Origin of the sequence: Candidatus Accumulibacter sp. ACC005 (assembly GCF_907163215.1) — a bacterium.
Classification (GTDB): domain Bacteria; phylum Pseudomonadota; class Gammaproteobacteria; order Burkholderiales; family Rhodocyclaceae; genus Accumulibacter; species Accumulibacter regalis.
The window spans coordinates 234353-251785 of the sequence record NZ_CAJQUB010000005.1; the positions used below are offsets into that span (position 1 = coordinate 234353).

At 63.7% G+C, this 17433-nt stretch carries 19 protein-coding genes and 1 pseudogene; 12 read left to right on the forward strand and 8 right to left on the reverse strand.

Features of this window, described 5'->3' with window-relative positions; genetic code table 11:
- The first annotated feature begins 10 nt into the window (after nucleotides 1-10).
- The 4 genes from QZ613_RS06190 (at nucleotide 11) to QZ613_RS06205 (ending at nucleotide 4659) form a co-directional block, all read left to right on the forward strand.
- Nucleotides 11-1813 (forward strand): acyl-CoA dehydrogenase C-terminal domain-containing protein, encoded by a 1803-nt coding sequence (locus tag QZ613_RS06190; protein ID WP_291864577.1) that lies wholly within the window; start codon nucleotides 11-13, stop codon nucleotides 1811-1813.
- Between the two features lie 119 nt (nucleotides 1814-1932).
- Nucleotides 1933-2340 carry a thioesterase family protein gene (locus QZ613_RS06195; protein ID WP_043564328.1) on the forward strand — a complete coding sequence of 136 codons (408 nt, stop codon included), beginning with the start codon at nucleotides 1933-1935 and terminating at the stop codon, nucleotides 2338-2340.
- A 34-nt stretch (nucleotides 2341-2374) separates the two neighbouring features.
- Nucleotides 2375-4351, forward strand: a complete 1977-nt coding sequence (locus QZ613_RS06200) for an acetoacetate--CoA ligase (protein ID WP_291903921.1) — start codon at nucleotides 2375-2377, stop codon at nucleotides 4349-4351.
- Between the two features lie 167 nt (nucleotides 4352-4518).
- Complete coding sequence (locus tag QZ613_RS06205) at nucleotides 4519-4659, forward strand: hypothetical protein (protein WP_291903922.1); 141 nt, start codon at nucleotides 4519-4521, stop codon at nucleotides 4657-4659.
- Nucleotides 4660-4671: 12 nt separating this feature from the next.
- Here QZ613_RS06205 and QZ613_RS06210 read toward each other — a convergent pair whose 3' ends face one another.
- Nucleotides 4672-5553 carry a LysR substrate-binding domain-containing protein gene (locus QZ613_RS06210; RefSeq protein ID WP_291981819.1) on the reverse strand — a complete coding sequence of 294 codons (882 nt, stop codon included), beginning with the start codon at nucleotides 5551-5553 and terminating at the stop codon, nucleotides 4672-4674.
- Nucleotides 5554-5655: 102 nt separating this feature from the next.
- Here QZ613_RS06210 and QZ613_RS06215 point away from each other — a divergent pair, with 102 nt between their 5' ends.
- Entirely contained in the window at nucleotides 5656-6876 is a 1221-nt protein-coding gene (locus QZ613_RS06215) for a YbfB/YjiJ family MFS transporter (RefSeq protein ID WP_043564456.1), read from the forward strand.
- A gap of 156 nt (nucleotides 6877-7032) precedes the next feature.
- Here the strand turns inward: QZ613_RS06215 and QZ613_RS06220 are convergent, their stop codons facing one another.
- The 5 genes from QZ613_RS06220 to QZ613_RS06240 all read right to left on the reverse strand — a co-directional run bounded on the left by QZ613_RS06220 (nucleotide 7033) and on the right by QZ613_RS06240 (nucleotide 11447).
- Complete coding sequence (locus QZ613_RS06220) at nucleotides 7033-7233, reverse strand: hypothetical protein (protein WP_043564332.1); 201 nt, start codon at nucleotides 7231-7233, stop codon at nucleotides 7033-7035.
- A gap of 440 nt (nucleotides 7234-7673) precedes the next feature.
- Entirely contained in the window at nucleotides 7674-7889 is a 216-nt protein-coding gene (locus QZ613_RS06225; protein WP_043564334.1) for a glycine zipper 2TM domain-containing protein, read from the reverse strand.
- A 275-nt stretch (nucleotides 7890-8164) separates the two neighbouring features.
- On the reverse strand, nucleotides 8165-8869 hold the full coding sequence (locus tag QZ613_RS06230) for a Crp/Fnr family transcriptional regulator (RefSeq protein ID WP_291866686.1): 705 nt from the start codon (nucleotides 8867-8869) through the stop codon (nucleotides 8165-8167).
- 190 nt (nucleotides 8870-9059) lie between these two features.
- The gene (locus QZ613_RS06235) at nucleotides 9060-9797 is read right to left on the reverse strand and encodes a Crp/Fnr family transcriptional regulator (RefSeq protein ID WP_291866688.1); all 738 of its coding nucleotides are present in this window, start codon (nucleotides 9795-9797) and stop codon (nucleotides 9060-9062) included.
- Between the two features lie 169 nt (nucleotides 9798-9966).
- A protein-coding gene (locus QZ613_RS06240) for an IS3 family transposase (RefSeq protein WP_291981884.1) occupies nucleotides 9967-11447 on the reverse strand; the annotation gives its coding sequence in 2 pieces (ribosomal slippage) (nucleotides 9967-11060 and nucleotides 11060-11447; 1482 coding nt in all).
- 216 nt (nucleotides 11448-11663) lie between these two features.
- On the opposite strand from QZ613_RS06240, the gene QZ613_RS06245 reads away from it, so the two are divergent.
- The 7 genes from QZ613_RS06245 (at nucleotide 11664) to QZ613_RS06275 (ending at nucleotide 15608) form a co-directional block, all read left to right on the forward strand.
- The gene (locus QZ613_RS06245) at nucleotides 11664-11954 is read left to right on the forward strand and encodes a hypothetical protein (RefSeq protein ID WP_043564338.1); all 291 of its coding nucleotides are present in this window, start codon (nucleotides 11664-11666) and stop codon (nucleotides 11952-11954) included.
- 350 nt (nucleotides 11955-12304) lie between these two features.
- A complete protein-coding gene (locus tag QZ613_RS06250; RefSeq protein ID WP_043564340.1) occupies nucleotides 12305-12523 on the forward strand; it encodes an osmotically-inducible lipoprotein OsmB in 219 nt (72 codons plus the stop codon).
- Nucleotides 12524-12605: 82 nt separating this feature from the next.
- On the forward strand, nucleotides 12606-12917 hold the full coding sequence (locus QZ613_RS06255) for a hypothetical protein (RefSeq protein WP_291866693.1): 312 nt from the start codon (nucleotides 12606-12608) through the stop codon (nucleotides 12915-12917).
- 646 nt (nucleotides 12918-13563) lie between these two features.
- Entirely contained in the window at nucleotides 13564-13986 is a 423-nt protein-coding gene (locus QZ613_RS06260) for a carboxypeptidase-like regulatory domain-containing protein (protein WP_291866695.1), read from the forward strand.
- Between the two features lie 357 nt (nucleotides 13987-14343).
- Nucleotides 14344-14547, forward strand: a complete 204-nt coding sequence (locus tag QZ613_RS06265) for a CsbD family protein (RefSeq protein ID WP_043564345.1) — start codon at nucleotides 14344-14346, stop codon at nucleotides 14545-14547.
- A 148-nt stretch (nucleotides 14548-14695) separates the two neighbouring features.
- Nucleotides 14696-14986, forward strand: coding sequence for a GlsB/YeaQ/YmgE family stress response membrane protein (locus QZ613_RS06270; protein ID WP_043564347.1), 291 nt, complete (start codon nucleotides 14696-14698; stop codon nucleotides 14984-14986).
- 337 nt (nucleotides 14987-15323) lie between these two features.
- Nucleotides 15324-15608: a hypothetical protein gene (locus QZ613_RS06275; protein WP_043564349.1), complete on the forward strand. Its 285-nt coding sequence runs from the start codon at nucleotides 15324-15326 to the stop codon at nucleotides 15606-15608.
- Nucleotides 15609-15646: 38 nt separating this feature from the next.
- Here QZ613_RS06275 and QZ613_RS06280 read toward each other — a convergent pair.
- Nucleotides 15647-15895: pseudogene (locus QZ613_RS06280) on the reverse strand (transposase); the annotation flags it as partial.
- Between the two features lie 873 nt (nucleotides 15896-16768).
- Nucleotides 16769-17257: a phasin family protein gene (locus QZ613_RS06285; RefSeq protein WP_043564352.1), complete on the reverse strand. Its 489-nt coding sequence runs from the start codon at nucleotides 17255-17257 to the stop codon at nucleotides 16769-16771.
- Between the last annotated feature and the right edge of the window lie 176 nt (nucleotides 17258-17433).

The window sequence follows — 17433 nt, forward strand, 5'->3', positions numbered from 1 at the left end:
GGAGAATGAAATGAGTGAATACATTGCCCCCATCCGCGATATGCAGTTCGTGCTCAAGGAGCTCGCCGGGCTCGACCAGGTGGCCCAGCTGCCGGGCTGCGAAGAAGCAACGCCTGATCTCGTCGACGCCGTTCTCGAGGAGGCTGCCCGGTTTGCCGAGGAAGTGCTGTCACCACTCAATATCCCGGGTGACCTGGAAGGGGCCAGGTGGCACAACAAGGCGGTGACCATGCCGGCCGGTTTCAAGCAGGCGTACAAGCTCTTTGCCGACAGCGGCTGGACGGCGCTGGCTTGCGAGCCGGAGTGGGGTGGCCAGGGCCTGCCCAAGGTGGTGGCGGCGGCGGTCGCCGAGATGTGGAAGTCGGCCAATCACTCGTTTTCCCTTTGCCCGCTGCTCACCAACGGGGCCATCGAGGCGCTGGTGCTCACCGGCTCCGAGAAGCTGAAGAAGGACTATCTGGAGAAGATGGTCAGCGGCGAGTGGACCGGGACGATGAATCTCACCGAGCCCAACGCCGGCTCCGACCTGGCCGCCGTGCGCACCCGCGCCGAGCCGCAGGCCGACGGCAGCTACAAGGTCTTCGGGCAGAAGATCTTCATCACCTACGGCGACCACGACATGGCCGAGAACATCGTCCATCTGGTGCTGGCACGGACGCCGACTGCGCCCGAAGGCGTCAAGGGCATTTCGCTCTTCGTCGTGCCGAAGTTCATGGTCAACGACGACGGCAGCCTCGGCGAACGCAACGACGCCTATTGCGTATCGATCGAACACAAGCTCGGCATTCACGCCAGCCCGACGGCGATCATGGCTTTCGGCGACCATAGTGGCGCCGTCGGCTACCTGGTCGGCGAGGAGAATCGCGGTCTCGAGTACATGTTCATCATGATGAACGCCGCGCGCTTCGGCGTCGGCCTGGAAGGCGTTGCCGCTTGCGAGCGCTCGTATCAGCGCGCGCGCGACTACGCCCGCGACCGTATCCAGTGCACCGATGTCGGCGTACGCGGCGGCCCGAAGGTGCCGATCATCGTCCATCCGGATGTGCGCCGCATGTTGATGACCATGCGCGCGCACGCCGAAGCGACACGGGCCCTGGCCTACGTCGTCGCCGCGGCACACGACGCCGCCGTCCACCATCCCGACGCCAACGAGCGCAAGCGCAACCAGGCTTTCGTCGACCTGATGATCGGGGTGGTCAAGGGCTGGAGCACCGAGAGCGGGGTGACCATGGCCTCGATGGGCATCCAGGTCCATGGCGGCATGGGTTACGTCGAGGAAACCGGCGCCGCGCAGCACCTGCGCGACGCGCAGATCTCGACGATCTACGAAGGCACCACCGCCATTCAGGCCAACGACGTGATCGGGCGCAAGATCGGGCGCGAGGGGGGGGCCACGCTACAGGCGCTGATTGCCACCATGCGTGCTCTTGACGCCGAGCTGGCCGAACTCGCCGGCGAGGCAGGCAGTCATCTTGTCGCCATCCGCAAGCGCCTGGCGGCGGGTATCGACGCGCTGGCCGAAGCCGGCGACTGGATCGTCGCCACCTATCGTGATGACGTTCGCGCCGCCTCTGCCGGTTCCGTCCCGTTCCTGACCTTGCTCGGCATCGTCGCCGGTGGTTGGCAGATGGCACGCGCCGCCCTGATCGCCCAGCGCAGGATAGACGGCGGCGACGCCGATCCCTTCTACGCGGCGAAGGTGGTCACCGCGCGTTTCTACGCCGACCACCTCCTGTCGCGTGCCGGCGGCCTGGCGAGCAGCATCACCGACGGCGCCGTCGGCGTGATGGCGTTGCCGGAAGACATGTTCTGAGCAGCTTCAGCGAGCCAGCCGGCCGGCTGGCTGACCGCCTTGCGCACGCGCCGGCGATCGTCGATCGCCGGTGCGCCCGATCATCAGCCGCCGGGGTTCGACCGACCACAGGAAACGCAATGCCAACAAGCCAACGCAAGCTCGTCCAGACCAGCCTGATGTCCATTCGCTGGGGCGACATGGACGCCTACGGACACGTCAACAACACCGTCTATTTCCGCTACATGGAGCAGTGCCGCGTCGAGTATCTCGAAACGCTGGGCTTCAAGGTGCTGCCGCGGGGCACGGCGCCGGTGATCATCAACGCCGCGTGCACCTTCCTGGTACCGCTGAACTACCCCGGAATGCTCGAAGTACGCATGTTCTGTGGTCATCCCGGGCGCAGCAGCGTGCAGACGCATTACGAGATTCGCCTGCAAGACAATGAAACACTCTACGCCACAGGCGACGCAAAAATCGTCTGGATGGACGTGGCCAGCGGCAAGTCGGCGCCGATTCCGGACGAGTGGCGGGCGCAGCTGTCGTAAACGCATTTTCCAGTCGCAGCAAGGAGGAGGGGTGATGGATCAGCAGGCTCTCTGGCGCCCAGGCGCCGAACGTATCGGCAGCGCCAGGCTCAGCGCTTTCATGGCCGCCGTCAATGCGCGCTGGAACGCTGGCTGCAGCGACTACCCCAGCCTCTGGCGCTGGTCGGTGGCCAATCCCGAAGCGTTCTGGACCTCGGTCTGGGACGACTGCGGAGCCCTCGGCGAGCGCGGCGAGACGGTTCTCGAAGACGGCGATCGCATGCCCGGCGCGCGCTGGTTCCCGCAAGCCCGCCTCAACTACGCACGGAATCTGCTGCGCCGCCGGGACGACTCCGACGCGCTGGTCTTCTGGGGCGAAGACCAGGTCAGGCGGCGTCTCCCGAATGCCGAGCTGTACGCGCAGGTATCACGGTGCGCGCAGGCGCTGCAAGCCGTCGGCGTCGGCCGCGGCGATCGCGTCGCTGCCTACCTGCCGAACATGCCCGAGGCGCTGATCGCCATGCTGGCCACGGCTTCGCTGGGCGCCATCTGGTCGTCGGCGTCGCCCGACTTCGGGGTCCAGGGCGTGCTCGACCGCTTCGGCCAGATCGAGCCCAAGGTGCTGCTCTGCGTCGACGGCTACTGGTACAACGGCAAACGCGTCGACTGCATGGCCAGGAACGCGCAGATCGCCGCAGAGATGCCGACCGTCGAGCGTTGCGTCGTCGTTTCCTACCTCGACGCTGCCCCGGACGTGGCGGCGATCCGCCACGGCCAGCGCTACGCCGACTTCATCGCGCCCTGCCAGGCCGGCGAGATCGACTTCGTGCCACTGCCTTTCGAGCACCCGCTGTTCATCATGTTTTCCTCGGGAACCACCGGCGTTCCCAAGTGCATCGTGCACTGCCACGGCGGCGCGCTGCTGCAACACCTCAAGGAACACCAGCTGCACGGCGACGTGAAGCCGGGCGACCGCGTCTTCTACTTCACCACCTGCGGCTGGATGATGTGGAACTGGCTGGTCTCGGGCCTCGCCTCGCAGGCGACGCTGCTCCTCTACGACGGTTCGCCGTTCATTGCCGGTGCTTCGGGAAAGGCCGGAACGATCCTCTTCGACTACGCCGACGCCGAGCGGATGACGCACTTCGGCACCTCCGCCAAGTTCATCGACGCGCTTGCCAAGACCGGCCTGAAGCCGCGCGCGACGCACCGGCTGGAGGCGTTGCGGGCAATGTTCTCGACCGGCAGCCCGCTGGCGCCGGAAAGCTTCGACTACGTCTATGGCGATATCAAGGCCGACCTGTTGCTGGCGTCGATTTCCGGCGGCACCGACATCCTCTCCTGCTTCGCGCTCGGCTGCCCGATCCTGCCCGTTTTCCGCGGCGAACTGCAATGTCGCGGCCTGGGAATGGCGGTCGACGTCTTCGACGACGACGGCCAGCCGATTCCTGCCGGCCGTGGCGAGCGCGGCGAGCTCGTCTGCACCGCGCCGTTCCCGGCCATGCCGATCGGTTTCTGGAACGACCCGGACGGCGCCAAGTACCACGGCGCGTACTTCGACCGCTTCGCGAACACCTGGTGCCACGGCGACTTCGTCGAACTGACGGCCCACGATGGGATGATCATTCACGGCCGCTCCGACGCCGTCCTCAACCCCGGCGGCGTGCGTATCGGCACCGCCGAGATCTATCGCCAGGTCGAGCAACTGCCGGAAGTCGTCGAGTCGCTGGTCATCGGCCAGGAGTGGCAGCACGACGTGCGCGTCGTGCTGTTCGTCAAGCTGCGCGAGGGAATCAGCCTCGACGACGCGCTGATCGAACGTATCAAGCAGCAGGTGCGCCAGAACACGACGCCGCGGCACGTGCCGGCAAAGGTGCTGCAGGTCGCCGACATTCCGCGCACCAAGAGCGGCAAGATCGTCGAACTGGCCGTGCGCCACGTCGTCCATGGCCGGCCGGTGAAGAACGTCGAGGCACTGGCCAACCCGGAAGCGCTGGCGTACTTCTGCGATCGAGTTGAATTGAGCCGCTGACCGCCCGGGCAGGGCGCGTCCTCAGGTCCAACAGAGGCAACCCGCGAACCGAGTCCTTTTCGCCCCCCGCGATTGGGTCAAGCGAGGTGAGGGCAAGAGCTATCCTCGGCGCTCTCGCGACGCTATGGCGAACGGCTGGAATTGTCGACTGATTCCTTCTCACGGTAGTGACCAGCGAGCAACCCTTCGCCCGTGATCTCTACGGCGTGACGATTCCGCGCGCTGTGCACACGGACATCATCCAGGGCCGCGACAAGCAGTTCGGCTACGGTGGCAGGACGGTCGAATCCACGCTTCCGGGGCGCTGACAAGCCGCTTGCTTACCCGGGAGCTGGGAACGTGACCGCATTTATGACGGGGTCGCGACTGCCACCGCCTCGCCAAGCGTCTGCAGCGCCGCCATCGGCGGCGCTTCGGCAAGGTAGATCATGCCGGTGGGCACCTGGCTGATTTCTTCCGGGTAGCGTCTGCACGACCAGATCGGCGGTGTGCGCCGATTGCTCGACGACCCGCCGCGGCATCAGGGTCCATCCCAGGCCGACGGAAACACAACCGAGAATCCCGTCCAGCGTTCCGAACTCCATGGCCTCGGCGACGGCGTGGCCGCTGGCGCGCTGCCAGGCGAGGGCGCGTGTGCGATAGGCGCAGCCTTCGCGGAAGAGGATCAGCGGCTGCAACCGCGGATCGGTGTCGGCAGCATGAACGAGCACCAGTTCCTCGATGACCAGTTCATCGAAGCGCAGATCCGGGTGTTCGATCGGACCGGCGACGATGGCGCAATCGAGCTTGTGGGTCAGCACCTTGTTGACCAGCGTTGCGCTGGTGTCGGTCTCGATGCGCAGTTCGAGGCGGGGATGCCTGGCGCGGACGGCCTTCAGCGCCAGCGGCAGATGCAGCGCGGCAAAGGTCTCCATGCTGCCAATGCGCAGTTCGCCGACACCGTCGCCGACCAGACGAACGGCGGCGCCGCTCTCGCGTTCGAGGTGCAGCATGCGGCGCGCGTAATCGAGCAGCACCCGGCCGGCGGGAGCCAGCGCCACACCACGCCCGCTGCGGAAGAAGAGCGCCGCGCCCAGTTCTTCCTCGAGCCGGCGGATGCGGCTGGTGACGTTTGACTGGACGGTGTTCAGCTTGCGTGAGGCGGCCAGAACGCCGCCTTCATCGACGACGGCGGTGAAGGTGCGCAGTGCGATCAGCTCCATCGACATATCTCCATTACAGAATTGACTAATCTAGACTATTCATTTGTGGAGATAGTTTATAGCAGTTATCGTTTGGCCATCAACTCAAAAGGACGTCTGGACATGAACGAGCAGAAAGAACGCCTGGAACGTTTTCATGTGCTGGGCGCCGGTATCTGCAGCCTGATGCTGGTCCTCGGCGTCGCCCGCTTCGCCTATACGCCACTGCTGCCGCTGATGCAGCAACAGGCGGGACTGGGCGTCGGGGCGGCCGCCTGGCTGGCGGCGATTAACTATGCCGGTTACCTGAGCGGCGCCGTGGTGGCTTCACTGATCAGCGACCTGGTGCTCAAGGATCGCCTCTACCGGATCGGCCTGGTCGTCGCCGTGCTCAGCACCGCGCTCATGGGCCTGACCACCGACGTGGCCATCTGGGCGCTGTCGCGTTTCGTCGCCGGCCTGAGCAGCGCCGCCGGCATGCTGCTGGGCACGGGGCTGATCCTCAACTGGCTGATTCGGCACAATCATCGCAGCGAACTCGGTATTCACTTTTCGGGGATCGGCCTGGGAATTGCCGGCTGTGCGGCGGCGGTGGCGCTGATGAGTCATTGGCTGGACTGGCGCGAACAGTGGTTTGCATTTACGCTGATCGGCAGTCTGCTGCTCATCCCGGCGCTGCGCTGGCTGCCGGCACCCGATCGCAGCACGTTTACCAAGGGCGGGCAGCAGATGCTCGACAATCCTCCGAGCGCGGCTTTCATGCGCCTGCTGATGGCGGCCTATTTCTGCGCCGGCTTCGGCTACGTGGTCAGCGCGACCTTCATCGTCGCCATCATCGACCACCTGCCCGGTCTGGCGGGACGCGGCACGCTGGTCTTCCTGGCGCTCGGTGCGGCGGCTGCGCCGGCGTGCATCGTCTGGGACCTGATCGCCCGGCGGACCGGCGAGTTGAACGCCCTGATCCTCGCCGCCGTGTTGCAGATCGTCGGCATTCTCCTGCCGGTGATGGGCGACGGCCTGGTGGCGGCGCTGGCCGGCGCCTTGCTCTTTGGCGGCACCTTCATCGGCATGGTGAGCCTGGTGTTGACCATGGCCGGGCGCTACTATCCGACGCGCCCGGCTAAGATGATGGGCAAGATGACGCTTTCCTACGGGGCCGCGCAGATCATCGCACCGGCGGTCACCGGCTGGCTCGCCGGCAGCCTCGGTAGCTACGCTGCCGGTCTGCACCTGGCGGCCGCAGTGATGGCCGTTGGTACGTTATTGTTGCTGCTGCTCAAGTTTGTCGAGCGCCGCGACCTGTCGCTGAGCGCTGCTGTCACCGGAACCTGTCCGCAGAGCTGAGCAAGCGTTCGCTAGGGCTGGCTGACGGGTTGCGCCCGCTGGCGCTGGCGCGACGAACCGTGCTTGCAGCTTTCCACTTTCCGGTTTCCGGATCACGCTGGAGACCTCGATACCGTCATGTGGATAGCTCAGCGAGCTCGGCCCTGGTAGCGACGTCTATTTCTTGGCGTCCTTGGCGGCGTCCTGGACGCTCTCACCTGCTTTTTCGATCTGCTGGCCGACCTTCTCGACCGCTTTGTCCATTTCCTTGCCAGCCTTCTCTGCCGGGCCTTCCTGTTTCTGGCAGGCAGGCAAGGTCAGCAGCAGGGCACTGACGCCGATGAGCAAGGCTGTGCTGACAGTTTTTCCGAGTTTCATTGCTGCGCTCTCCTGGTGGACCATCTAGTTGTAGTGCTGCATCCTTGATGAGACTTTCGGCAACCACCCAACACCCAACACCCGCCATCATGGCGACAAGGCGAAGCCCATGCGGCAATCCAGAGGTGTGGCCTTTCGCGTTATCAATGAAGGCGGCGGGGAAATAGTGAGAGGATGGAACTGGATTGCCACGTCGGCTGCGCCTCCTCGCAATGACGTGTGGGCTGGGGGGTGGCGCCGCATTCCCGACGCGGCTTTCAGCAAGCCTGACAGCGGCGCGAAACCCTCGGGGTAGGCGGAAGCTATTTGTTCCATACAGCGTGGCAACACTGCAGTTGCTGTCACGGGTGTGACCCACGGCGCAAGGTCGTGGCGGGCCGACGACAATGAGCCAGTGATGTGTGCCGGCCCGGTAGGGACGGCGTATGGCAGGTCGACCGTCATTTGCTGACTTCGTGGCCGACGACGCCGCCAACGGCTGCGCCACCGACGGTTCCGAGCACACTGCCGCCCGTAAGGACGGCACCGCCAACGGCACCGACGCCCGCGCCAACGGCGGTGTTCTTGCCCTGCGTCGACATGCCCGAACAACCACCGAGGGCGAACAGTATGGCTATGGCAACTGCACCGAAGGTGATTCTTTGCGTCTTTTCCATGGTATTACCTCTTTCCTGAACGTGCTGTTACCGGTTCTTCGCGCCCGCTCGAGTACGATTCATGACTCGGCTTCCCCGGGCGCGATTGCGGGCGGTCCGGACCGCCATCCTGCGGACATCGCCGGCCGGCTGACTCGGATGGCTTATCGTACTTCCAGGTTCTTTCGCCGTCTGTCTGCTGGGGCACATAGCCGGCAGGCCAGCGGCGAGCTGCCGCTTGCCTCGCCAGGTCGATTCCGTGCGCGACCGCTTGCAGCCCGGGGTCAGGATGCCGGCTAAGCCATCCCTCGCGCGTAGGTGGCGTTGTCGGCCTCGTAGCAGCCGCAGGAAGCGGCTTCCAGGCCGCCGCGGTCGAGGATCCTGATGTTCCCGCGGCTGTAGCCGATCAGCTTGCGTTTTTGCAGTGCGGTCGCGGCCTTCGTCACACCGACCCGACGCACTCCCAGCATCGAGGCCAGAAATTCGTGCGTGCCATGAAAGGCATTCGACTGCGCCCGGTCCTGCGTCATCAGGAGGCAACGGGCGAGACGCGCTTCAACGACATGAAAGCGGGCGCAGGCGGCGGATTGCGCGAGTTGGCCCATCACTACATGCAGGTAGCGCTTGAGTATCCCCTGCAGCGCCGGACTGAAAGCGAGTTCGCGACGAAACGGCGCGGTGTTCATGCGCAGCGCAAGGCCTGCGCCCTGTACCAGCGCGCTGAGCGGCGAAATCTCCACGCCGAGGATGAGCGAGATGCCGAGCATGCCTTCGTCGCCGACCAGACCCACCTCCAGGCTGGCGCAGCCGTCGATCGGCGTGATCAGCGAAATGTAGCTCGTCGTGGGAAAGAAGACGTGGCGAATGCGTTCACCGGGTTCGGCGAGAACGTCGGCAAAGGTCAGTTCGACCGGCTCGCAAGCGGCCAGAAGACGCCGCCGGTCTTTGTGCGGCAGGGCCTCGATGAGTCGATTTGCGGCGGCAGGGACCGGTGTTGGCACGTCGCTCCTCACGATGCAAAGAAGTAACCGGCAACCGGAGAGGTGCTGCTATCCCGGTGTCCGATGCGGACCAGGAGCGAACCGTTTCGCCCGGATGAGAACTTCATTGCGCAGAGTGTGCAGCGAAACTCGACGACCGTCCGGGCGGTAGCGCACACAGCAGCGCGGCCACGTGCTGTTGTAAGGAACACTAGCGTGCAGTCACCTCGGGGAGCAGGCGCTCGAACTCCTTCCTGACCACCGCGTAGCACTCGCAGCAGCGCGCCTCCAGAGCCGCCCGGTCGAGTATGGTGATGCGCCCGCGCTGATACACGATCATGCCCGCCCGCTGCAGATTGCCGGCGGCTTCGGTAACGCCTTCGCGGCGCACGCCGAGCATGTTGGCGATCAGTTCCTGCGTCATGACCAGTTCGTTCGAGGGCAGGCGGTCGAGGGAGAGCAGCAGCCAGCGGCACAGTTGCTCGTCGAGCGAATGATGGCGGTTGCACACCGCCGTCTGCGCCATCTGCGTCAGGAGCGCCTGCGTGTAGCGCAGCAACAGGCGCTGCATCGGGCCGGCGCGATAGAACTCATCCTTCAGCAGTTGGCCCTGCAAGCGGTAGGCGTGGCCGGCGCTCTGCACCACGGCCCGGCTCGACGTGCTTTCGCCGCCCATGAACAGCGACACGCCGACGATCCCCTCGTTGCCGACGACGGCGATTTCAGCCGATGAGCCATCCTCCATGACGTAGAGCAGGGAGACGATCGAGGTGGTGGGAAAATAGACATGGCGCATCTGGATGCCGGACTCGTAGAGCGCCTCGGCGAGCGGCATCGGGACTAGTTCCAGACGGGGAAACAGGCGTGCGTACTCGTCCGCCGGCAAGGCGGCGAGCAGGTGGTTCTGGCGCGGGTCATGCGTGGCAGAGATCAGGGGAGGCAAGGGCATGGCGGTTGATTCCGTCATCAGCAGCGATCGGACGAGCTTGCCGACGCACGCGAATTGAAGCTTCGAGGTGTGTTGACTATACACGCTGCGTATTGGCTATGTGCAGCAGCGCACAGACGCACCCGGGCGTTCGCGGAACGTGTCAATGACTTTGAGACACCGATGCACATTAATTTAGTGAGCAGGGGACGTCTATTTTCGTCGGCGTGTTCTCCTGCTTGGGCGGGTTGATCCAGGCGGCGACGGGCAGCCTGGGAGGTTGGGGGCAGTTGCCCTTGAATCGGCTCGGGTGAGCAGCGTAGGCGGCGTTCAGGGTGCCGGCCCGTTGCTCGAACAGCTCTGCAGCCTGGCCATGGTGAACGGCGGTTGGAGTCATGAAGCCGATGCCGGAATGGCGATGCTGTTCGTTGTACCACTGGAAGAAGCGCTGGCAGTGAGCGCGGGCTTCTTCGATGCTGGCGAAGCGCTCGGGGAAGTCAGGGCGGTATTTCAGGGTTTTGAACTGCGCCTCCGAGAAGGGGTTGTCGTCGGAGACGTAGGGACGGCTGTGGGACTTGGCCACATCGAGGTCCACCAGCAGTTCTGCCACAAGCTTGGATCGCATGCTGGTCCCGCGGTCGGCATGGACGGTGAGCGTGCGTGGCTCGACGCCCTGTTTGGCGACGGTCTCGGCGATCAACTGCCTGGCCAGTTCAGCGCTTTCACGCGGCGCGATCAACCAGCCGACGACATAGCGGCTGAAGATGTCGAGGATCACGTACAGCTGGAAGCAAGTCCATTTGAGCGGCCCCTTGAGCTTCGTGATGTCCCAACTCCAGACCTGATTCGGCCCGGTGGCCAGCAGTTCGGGTTTGAAGTAGGCAGGATGAGTAAGCTGATTACGCCTTTCGCGCGCTTGACCATCGGCGGCCAGCAGGCGGTACATGGTGCGCACCGAGCCCAGGTAGATGCCCTCGTCGAGCAGGGTGGCGTAGATGCTCGGTGGCGCGCAATCGGCAAAGCGCTCGCTGCACAGCACGTCGCGCAGCGCCTGCCGCTCGATATCGCTGAGGGCCAGCGGTGGCGCCGGTCGCGGCGATGACGTCACCGGCGGAGCACTCAAGCACCGCCGGCGCGCATCATCCCGATAGACCGTGCTGCGAGGGATACGCAAGGCCGCGCAAGCGGGTGCCAGCCCCACCTCTGGCGCCAGGACATTGACCGCGTGCATCAGGATCTCCCGTCCGGCGCGTCGTCCGTCAGCTGCCCCAGCAGCATACAAACTTTTTTTTGGACATCGATGATGGTGTGGGCCTGGGCGAGCTGGCGACGCAGGCGGTCGTTCTCCCGGGTGAGCTGCTCCAGCCGCCGCGCCTCGGCCAGCGCCGGGTCGGCCTTGCGCCCGCGCTTTTGCGGTTCGAGTGCGGCCTGTTCGATCGCCGCGCGCTTTTTGCGCCAGGTGGCGAGCAGGGAGGAATAGATGCCCTCCCGGCGTAACAGGGCGCCAATTTCGCCCACCTTCGTGCAGCCGTCGGCGAGTGCCAGGATGCGCAGCCTGTCTGCGCTGGAGAAATGACGGCGGCGCGCCGTCGCCACCACCTCGGGGTCCGGCGGCGCGATGGATGACGCGTTTCCAGTCGCCCTACGGGCTCCTTCCAACGCGTCATCCATCGCCAGTGCGGCTTGTCCGTTCATCAGATCCTTCGTATCGTTTGTCATGATGGAAACCTACCTTTCTACTCTAATTCGTCAGGGGTAGGTGTCTCAGGTCATATTGGCACAGGGGGTCGGCGCAGCCTGTGCAGGCTCATGGCGAGAAGCGGTGGTTCGGCCTCACGCGTCCCACAGCCGCCTGTTTTCAATGCTCAATCAGTCACTGGAACCCGCATGGACAAGGATCAATTCACGACCGAAGTGGCTCTCGAGTTTCATCGGCGCGTGGCGGCGATTATCGCGGCCGTCCAGGCCGGAATGTGGAAGCACGGGGTGCACGACCTGCTCGGCTACGCCACCGACTTTGCCGTCGGCGAGGCCCGCGGACGGCAGACCCTGGTGCTCAAGAGCCGCAGCCGTTCGAGCTATGTGCGCCTTCAGTGGGAGACCATCCTCGGCGACGGCCCCGCTGCCCGGCAACTCGTGGACGACGCCATCCAGAGCGCGATCAACGAACTCGCCTGATCGCCTGTAGCCACTGAGCAACCGCCATGGGCGCCAGCGTACAGAGAACGTTCTGCGTTCGCTGGCTGATGGGTGGGCTGGCCGGTCGCCCGGAACCCTGGGCGGCGTCGCACAAGCCGGCACCCGCCTCGATTGCGCCTATGTTCGCTGGCAGACAGACCGCAAAAGCGCGTCTGCTTAGCCTGCAGTGATCGGGGCCGGCCAGAGTGCAGCGACTGCGCCCTGGCGGCGCGCGACACTTGCAAGCAGCGTACCTGTGGCCGAACGAACTGCCTGTTGCGCATGTCGCAGCCCTGGTGGACCCGTAAAAAACGTGCCAAAAAAACCTTGTTTGAGTAAGAGGAAAGCCCATGAAAACGATTCGTAGAGTCACGTTCAGCGCCCTCGCTGCGGCTGTTCTGTTCGGCCTTGGTGCCTGCGCGGACATGGTTGCGCAGGACAAGGCGACCAGCATCGACGCCGGCGCCGGCGCCCTCGGAGTAGAAACTCTTCCGGACGGCAGCAGCGTCGGAACCGTCGGCGGCGCCCCGGTCGGAGGCGTGATCGGCCACGACGTCGGCAAGAAGTGATGCGCAGCGCGAGGCACCTTGCCTCCCCGGCAGATAGCTCGCGCCCGCTCGTTACCCTGATCCCGCGGGCGACGCGACCCTCATGGTCGCTCCCGTTGCGGGCCAATCGATTGAGCAGAATTACCAGGAGATATCAGAGATGAAAGCAGGTGGATCAATCCGCGCGACTTTGCTCGTGAGCGCACTGCTCTTGGCACTGTCCGCTTGCCAGAAGCACGAAAGCGAAGGCCCGGCAGAGCACGCAGGAAAGGAAATCGACAAGGTGGTAGCGAAGGCTGGACAGCAGGTCGAGAAGGCCGGCGAGGAAATCAACAAGGTGGTGGAGAAGGCTGGACAGCAGGTCGAGAAGGCCGGCGAGGCCATCCAGGACGCTGCCAAGGGCGACAAGGAGTAGGATGTCGCAAACGCGCGCGTCCCGTCACGGGCCCGGATTGTCCAAGCTCGGGCGAACTCCTTGACCCTTTATCGAAGCCCGAGAAACGATAGGACGAAGAGGACGATGACGACTAGGCCGACGAGGTAAATGATGCTGTTCATGTACTTTCCTTTGGAAGAGGTGAGGTGACCGAATGGCACAGACAGGTCGACTCGAGGTCACCGCTTTCCACGCTACTCTTTTCGGGCCACGCGCTCTGTACGTTGGCGTACACAGCAATGCGTCGTGCGCGCCACGCTGCCGCCATTTCCCGCTCTTTCCCGCTCGGGCCAGCCATCGTGACCCGCAAGGCGCTTTTGGTGCTCATCACCAGCAACGCCCCCGCCCGCGGAACGCTTAGCGCCACGGCGGTACCCGCGCGGCCTCCGGCCTTGGGCTGTCGCGGCCAAGCTGAAGCTGGTCGCCGCCACGCGGCGTGACAGTCGATCTTCCTGCGTTGGAGCTTCCTCGGTTTTCCGTGTGCTAGCGAACAGACGACAGGGGTTTCTTCCCCATAGGATGGCACTCAATCGGATTCGGCCAGGCCGACTGTCAGCGGCAACGCTGCGCAGGCTTCCTCCTGGGCTGCACATCAGGGCCTCGGCCCGCAAATAGGAGTTCCATCATGAAGAACAACTTTCTCGTCCCCGGCCTGCTGATCGCTGCGATGACCTTTGCGTCATTCGTGACCGATGTCGGAGCCGATGACGGACCCATTGTCCACCAGGCGGGTGGTTTGTCCTATGTGTCGGGCGGTGTCGGCGACGAGTCGCTCCAGAGTCTCAGGGAACGCGTCAGTGAATTCAACCTGAAGCTGGTATTCGCCATGACCTCCGGGGCATATCTGAGCAATGTGCGGGTGACCGTCGCTGACGCGAGGGGCAAGACGCTTGTGGAGGCCATCTCCGACGGACCGTGGTTCCTGGCGAAACTGCCGGCAGGCGAATATCGGGTGGTCGCCAGTTACGCCGGCAAGGCGATCGAGCGCTCCGTTGCCGTCGACGCGACAGCGCTCAAAACGGTAGATTTCCGTTGGGCCGAGGAATAATGGTGCCAGCGCGGTCGCCGCAAGGCCGCATGATCTAGTCACCTGACAGGCGACGCGCTGGCCCGTGGCGGGCCACGCCGGGTTCCTGCCCCCCACAAGCGGAACATGGCGGTCGTCGACGATAGCCGAGTTCGGCTCAGGGTACGCCAGCGTACAGACTGCGCCGGGCCATGCGCCCAGACTTGCCGTCTTGGCTGGCGTTGCCAGGAAATCCGTCCACCGGTGCGTGCGCTCGGCACTCTGTGTCCCTTCCCACTGGTCGCGCTGTGCGGGGCCCCGGGGGCGAAAAACCGGCGGCGACGCAGTTTGCCCGATCGGCCGTTTGCCTGTTCGGGTCACGGACACAAGGAGTTTGATGTGAACTGGAATATCGTCGAAGGGAACTGGAAGCAGTACAAGGGCAAGGTAAAAGCGCAGTGGCGCAGCCTTACCGAAGAGCAGCTGGAATTGATTGCCGGCAAGCGCATCGAGCTCGCGGGCAGGATTCAGGAGACCTACGGCACAACCAAAGACGAGGCCGAGGCGCAGATCAAGCGCTTTGAAGAGCGCAACAAGGATTAGCGACCGTAGACCGCTCGCCTGATCCGATAGGGGCGCGTGCCGCTGACAGGCGTGCGAACCGGTGTGGTGATGCTTCAGCGACTGTTGGGCCGCGTCGCTGGACTCCGGAAATGGTGAGGCCCGACAGCTGCAGATACAGGAGGCAATCATGTCGTTACTACTATGGGCCGGACTTGGACTCATCGCCGCGCTCGTCGCCAACAGGATAGTTGGCGGAAGCGGGCGGGGCGCCGTCATGGACATCGTTCTCGGTGTTGTCGGCGCAGTCGTTGGCGGCTGGCTCTTCAATAGCTTCGGGATGGCCAGCGGTGGGGGATTAAAGCTCTACAGCCTGCTCCTGGCCGTCGTCGGCGCAAGCACGCTGCTGCTGGTGTACCACGCCAGCCTGTGCGGCGTACGGGAAGCCCTGTTCAACCTCGATCTGGAGAAGAAATCGTGAAACAGCTAACACGCGCCGTCGGCGGCGCAAGCTCCGTCGAGAACGACATGCGGATCAAGTGACGGATGCCAATGATGGCCAGTCACTCCCACCGCCGGGAACGAAAAACCTGCCGTGGCCTACTTTGCGATCCGTTTTCTGGGGCGACCCGGGTCAGGATCAGACGCCACGCCTCGCCCCGGTCTGTACGCCAGCGCACAGAGTCCCTGTTCCTTTCCGGTTAGGCTGACCATGGTGCTCAAGTGCGTCAGCACGCACGAATCGGGGCCATTCACAGCTTGCCTGACCGCCTTCACGCCAAATCCTTTCACGCTTTTCAACCACGGGAATTATTGCCATGTCAAAGAGAGACGACTACATCGAGAAGATGAAACTTCAACTCGATGAAGCGAATACGAAAATGAGCGAGCTGGAAGCCAAAGCGAAGGAAGCGAAGGCCGAGGCGCGCGAGAAGTACGCGGAGGAAATGGGCAAGCTGCGCCACCAGTCCCAGCTGGCCCTCAGCAAGCTCGAAGAACTGAAGGCTGCCGGCGAAGACTCCTGGGACGGCATGGTTGCGGAAATGGAGAAGATTCGCGACGCCTTCGTTCATTCATTCAAGTACTTCAAGTCGCAGCTCTAGCAGCCGGCCGGACTGAACGTCGGCAAAGCTGGCGTGTTTCACCCTGTGGGGAAAAGCCGGTTTTGCCTGATTCTCCGGCTTTTCCGAGGGTCCCCCTTATCCACCCGGCTGTGGGCCAATACGGCCAGGCGCTTGAAATTTCTCGCCATGAAAACCAGCGTCCACTCGCCGCTGACCCTCTTCAACCGGCGCAAATAGAAGCGACGAAAGCCCGTCACCGCGTCGATGTTTCCGAACACCGGCTCGTCCGCCTGCTTGTGTAGGGCGTCGCGCGCCCGTCCTGCCTGCCTGGGTCTTCAGCCGATGGAACATTGCCTGAACGAGCGTGTGGCATCGTCGGGTTAGGGCGCCGGCTAACTGCGGCGCTCCCGCCAGCCCGCACGTCATTGCGAGGAGGCGTAGCCGACGTGGCAATCCAGAAATTCTGTTTTTCGCCTGGCTGGTGTGGCGGACAAGGAGTCAGAGAATGGCACTGGATTGCCGCGTCGGCTACGCCTCCTCGCAATGACGGTGGCTGGTGAAATTAGATTACGTCAAGCCGGTGTCAGCCCGAACCGCAGCACCTTCTGTCACCCCAACTCCAGTCCGGCGACGAGCGCATTCAGGTCGATCACTTGGTCATATCTGTGTGATCAGTGCCAGTGTCTTGGCGTTGCCGCCTGCCTCGAACTTCGTCGACAGCCGCGAAAGGATGGCTGAGTTGTACTAGATGATTGCGTTCGCGACCAGGCGCGCACATGAAACGCCAAGGATGCGAGCAGGTGATCAACGGCCACCTTCCAGTATTCGGAGGATTCGCGTACGGAGCACCGGTCGCTGGCATCGCGCAGGGCCTCCATCCACAAGATCTCCGCCTTGGCGCCACGAACCCCCGCCTTGCTGGCAACCCATGGCAGGATCTTTGGGTAGTTCTCCGTCACTTCACTCTCCTTGGTGCGCCGTCATCAAGCGTGTTCAAACGCCTGGCTTTCGCCGGTATTGTCGGTTCGCGGGATAGCTGGCTACTTGCAGCATGGGCTGGCAAGCGAACCAGGTCTGTGCGCCAGCGCACCCGAGAGGTTTCGGCACAAGCATCCCGGAGGCAGGCGCCCCACGAACGGCTTTGGCCAAAAAAAACCCCGGCATGGCGGGGTTTATCATCAACACCACGGTCTGCGTGCTTAGGCGTCTTTCTTTGAAAGCGAGGCCGCCGAGCTTGCGATTCGGGCGCTTGCGTCACGGGCCACCTTAGCGTTGGCGGCAGTCATGTCGGTAATCTGCTGCGCAAAGCCCTTGAACTGTTCGAAGCCCTTGAGCCAGCCCGCGCTGGGGTTTCCACCCTCGCCATGGGGAGAGAAGTAGGAACCGACGAGATTGGTCACCTCTTTCTGCGTTTCGGCGGCTATCGCCTGCACGCCCTTGAGGTATTCGGTGGCGTTGTTGCTCGCTGTCTCGGCCGCACCGGCCAGTAGCTTCGACGGATTCTTCACGTCTTTGCTCTGGCTCAAGGAGCCGACGGCGACGGTACCGCCCTCCAATGCAGCGCGAGTCGCATTCAGGTTCAGGGTAGCCAGACGTTCAAGGTTGGAAAATGCCAGCTTCGACAAAGTCATGAAGGCATTGGTGTTGATCTCGGCGGTGGCGGTCAGGTTCGGGCTGGTAGGTAGCATGTGTTACTCCTTTGGGGAATGAAAACAGGGATTCAGCGGTACGGATATGCCAATCCAGAACAGTGATTCAGGCATGCACGAACTTCGAATCCAAAGTGCAGCTTGGGCGAAAAATTCCACAAACACTGTTCGCTGCCGTACATAGCGCCAGACTTTTCATTCCTTCTTCGCTGCCC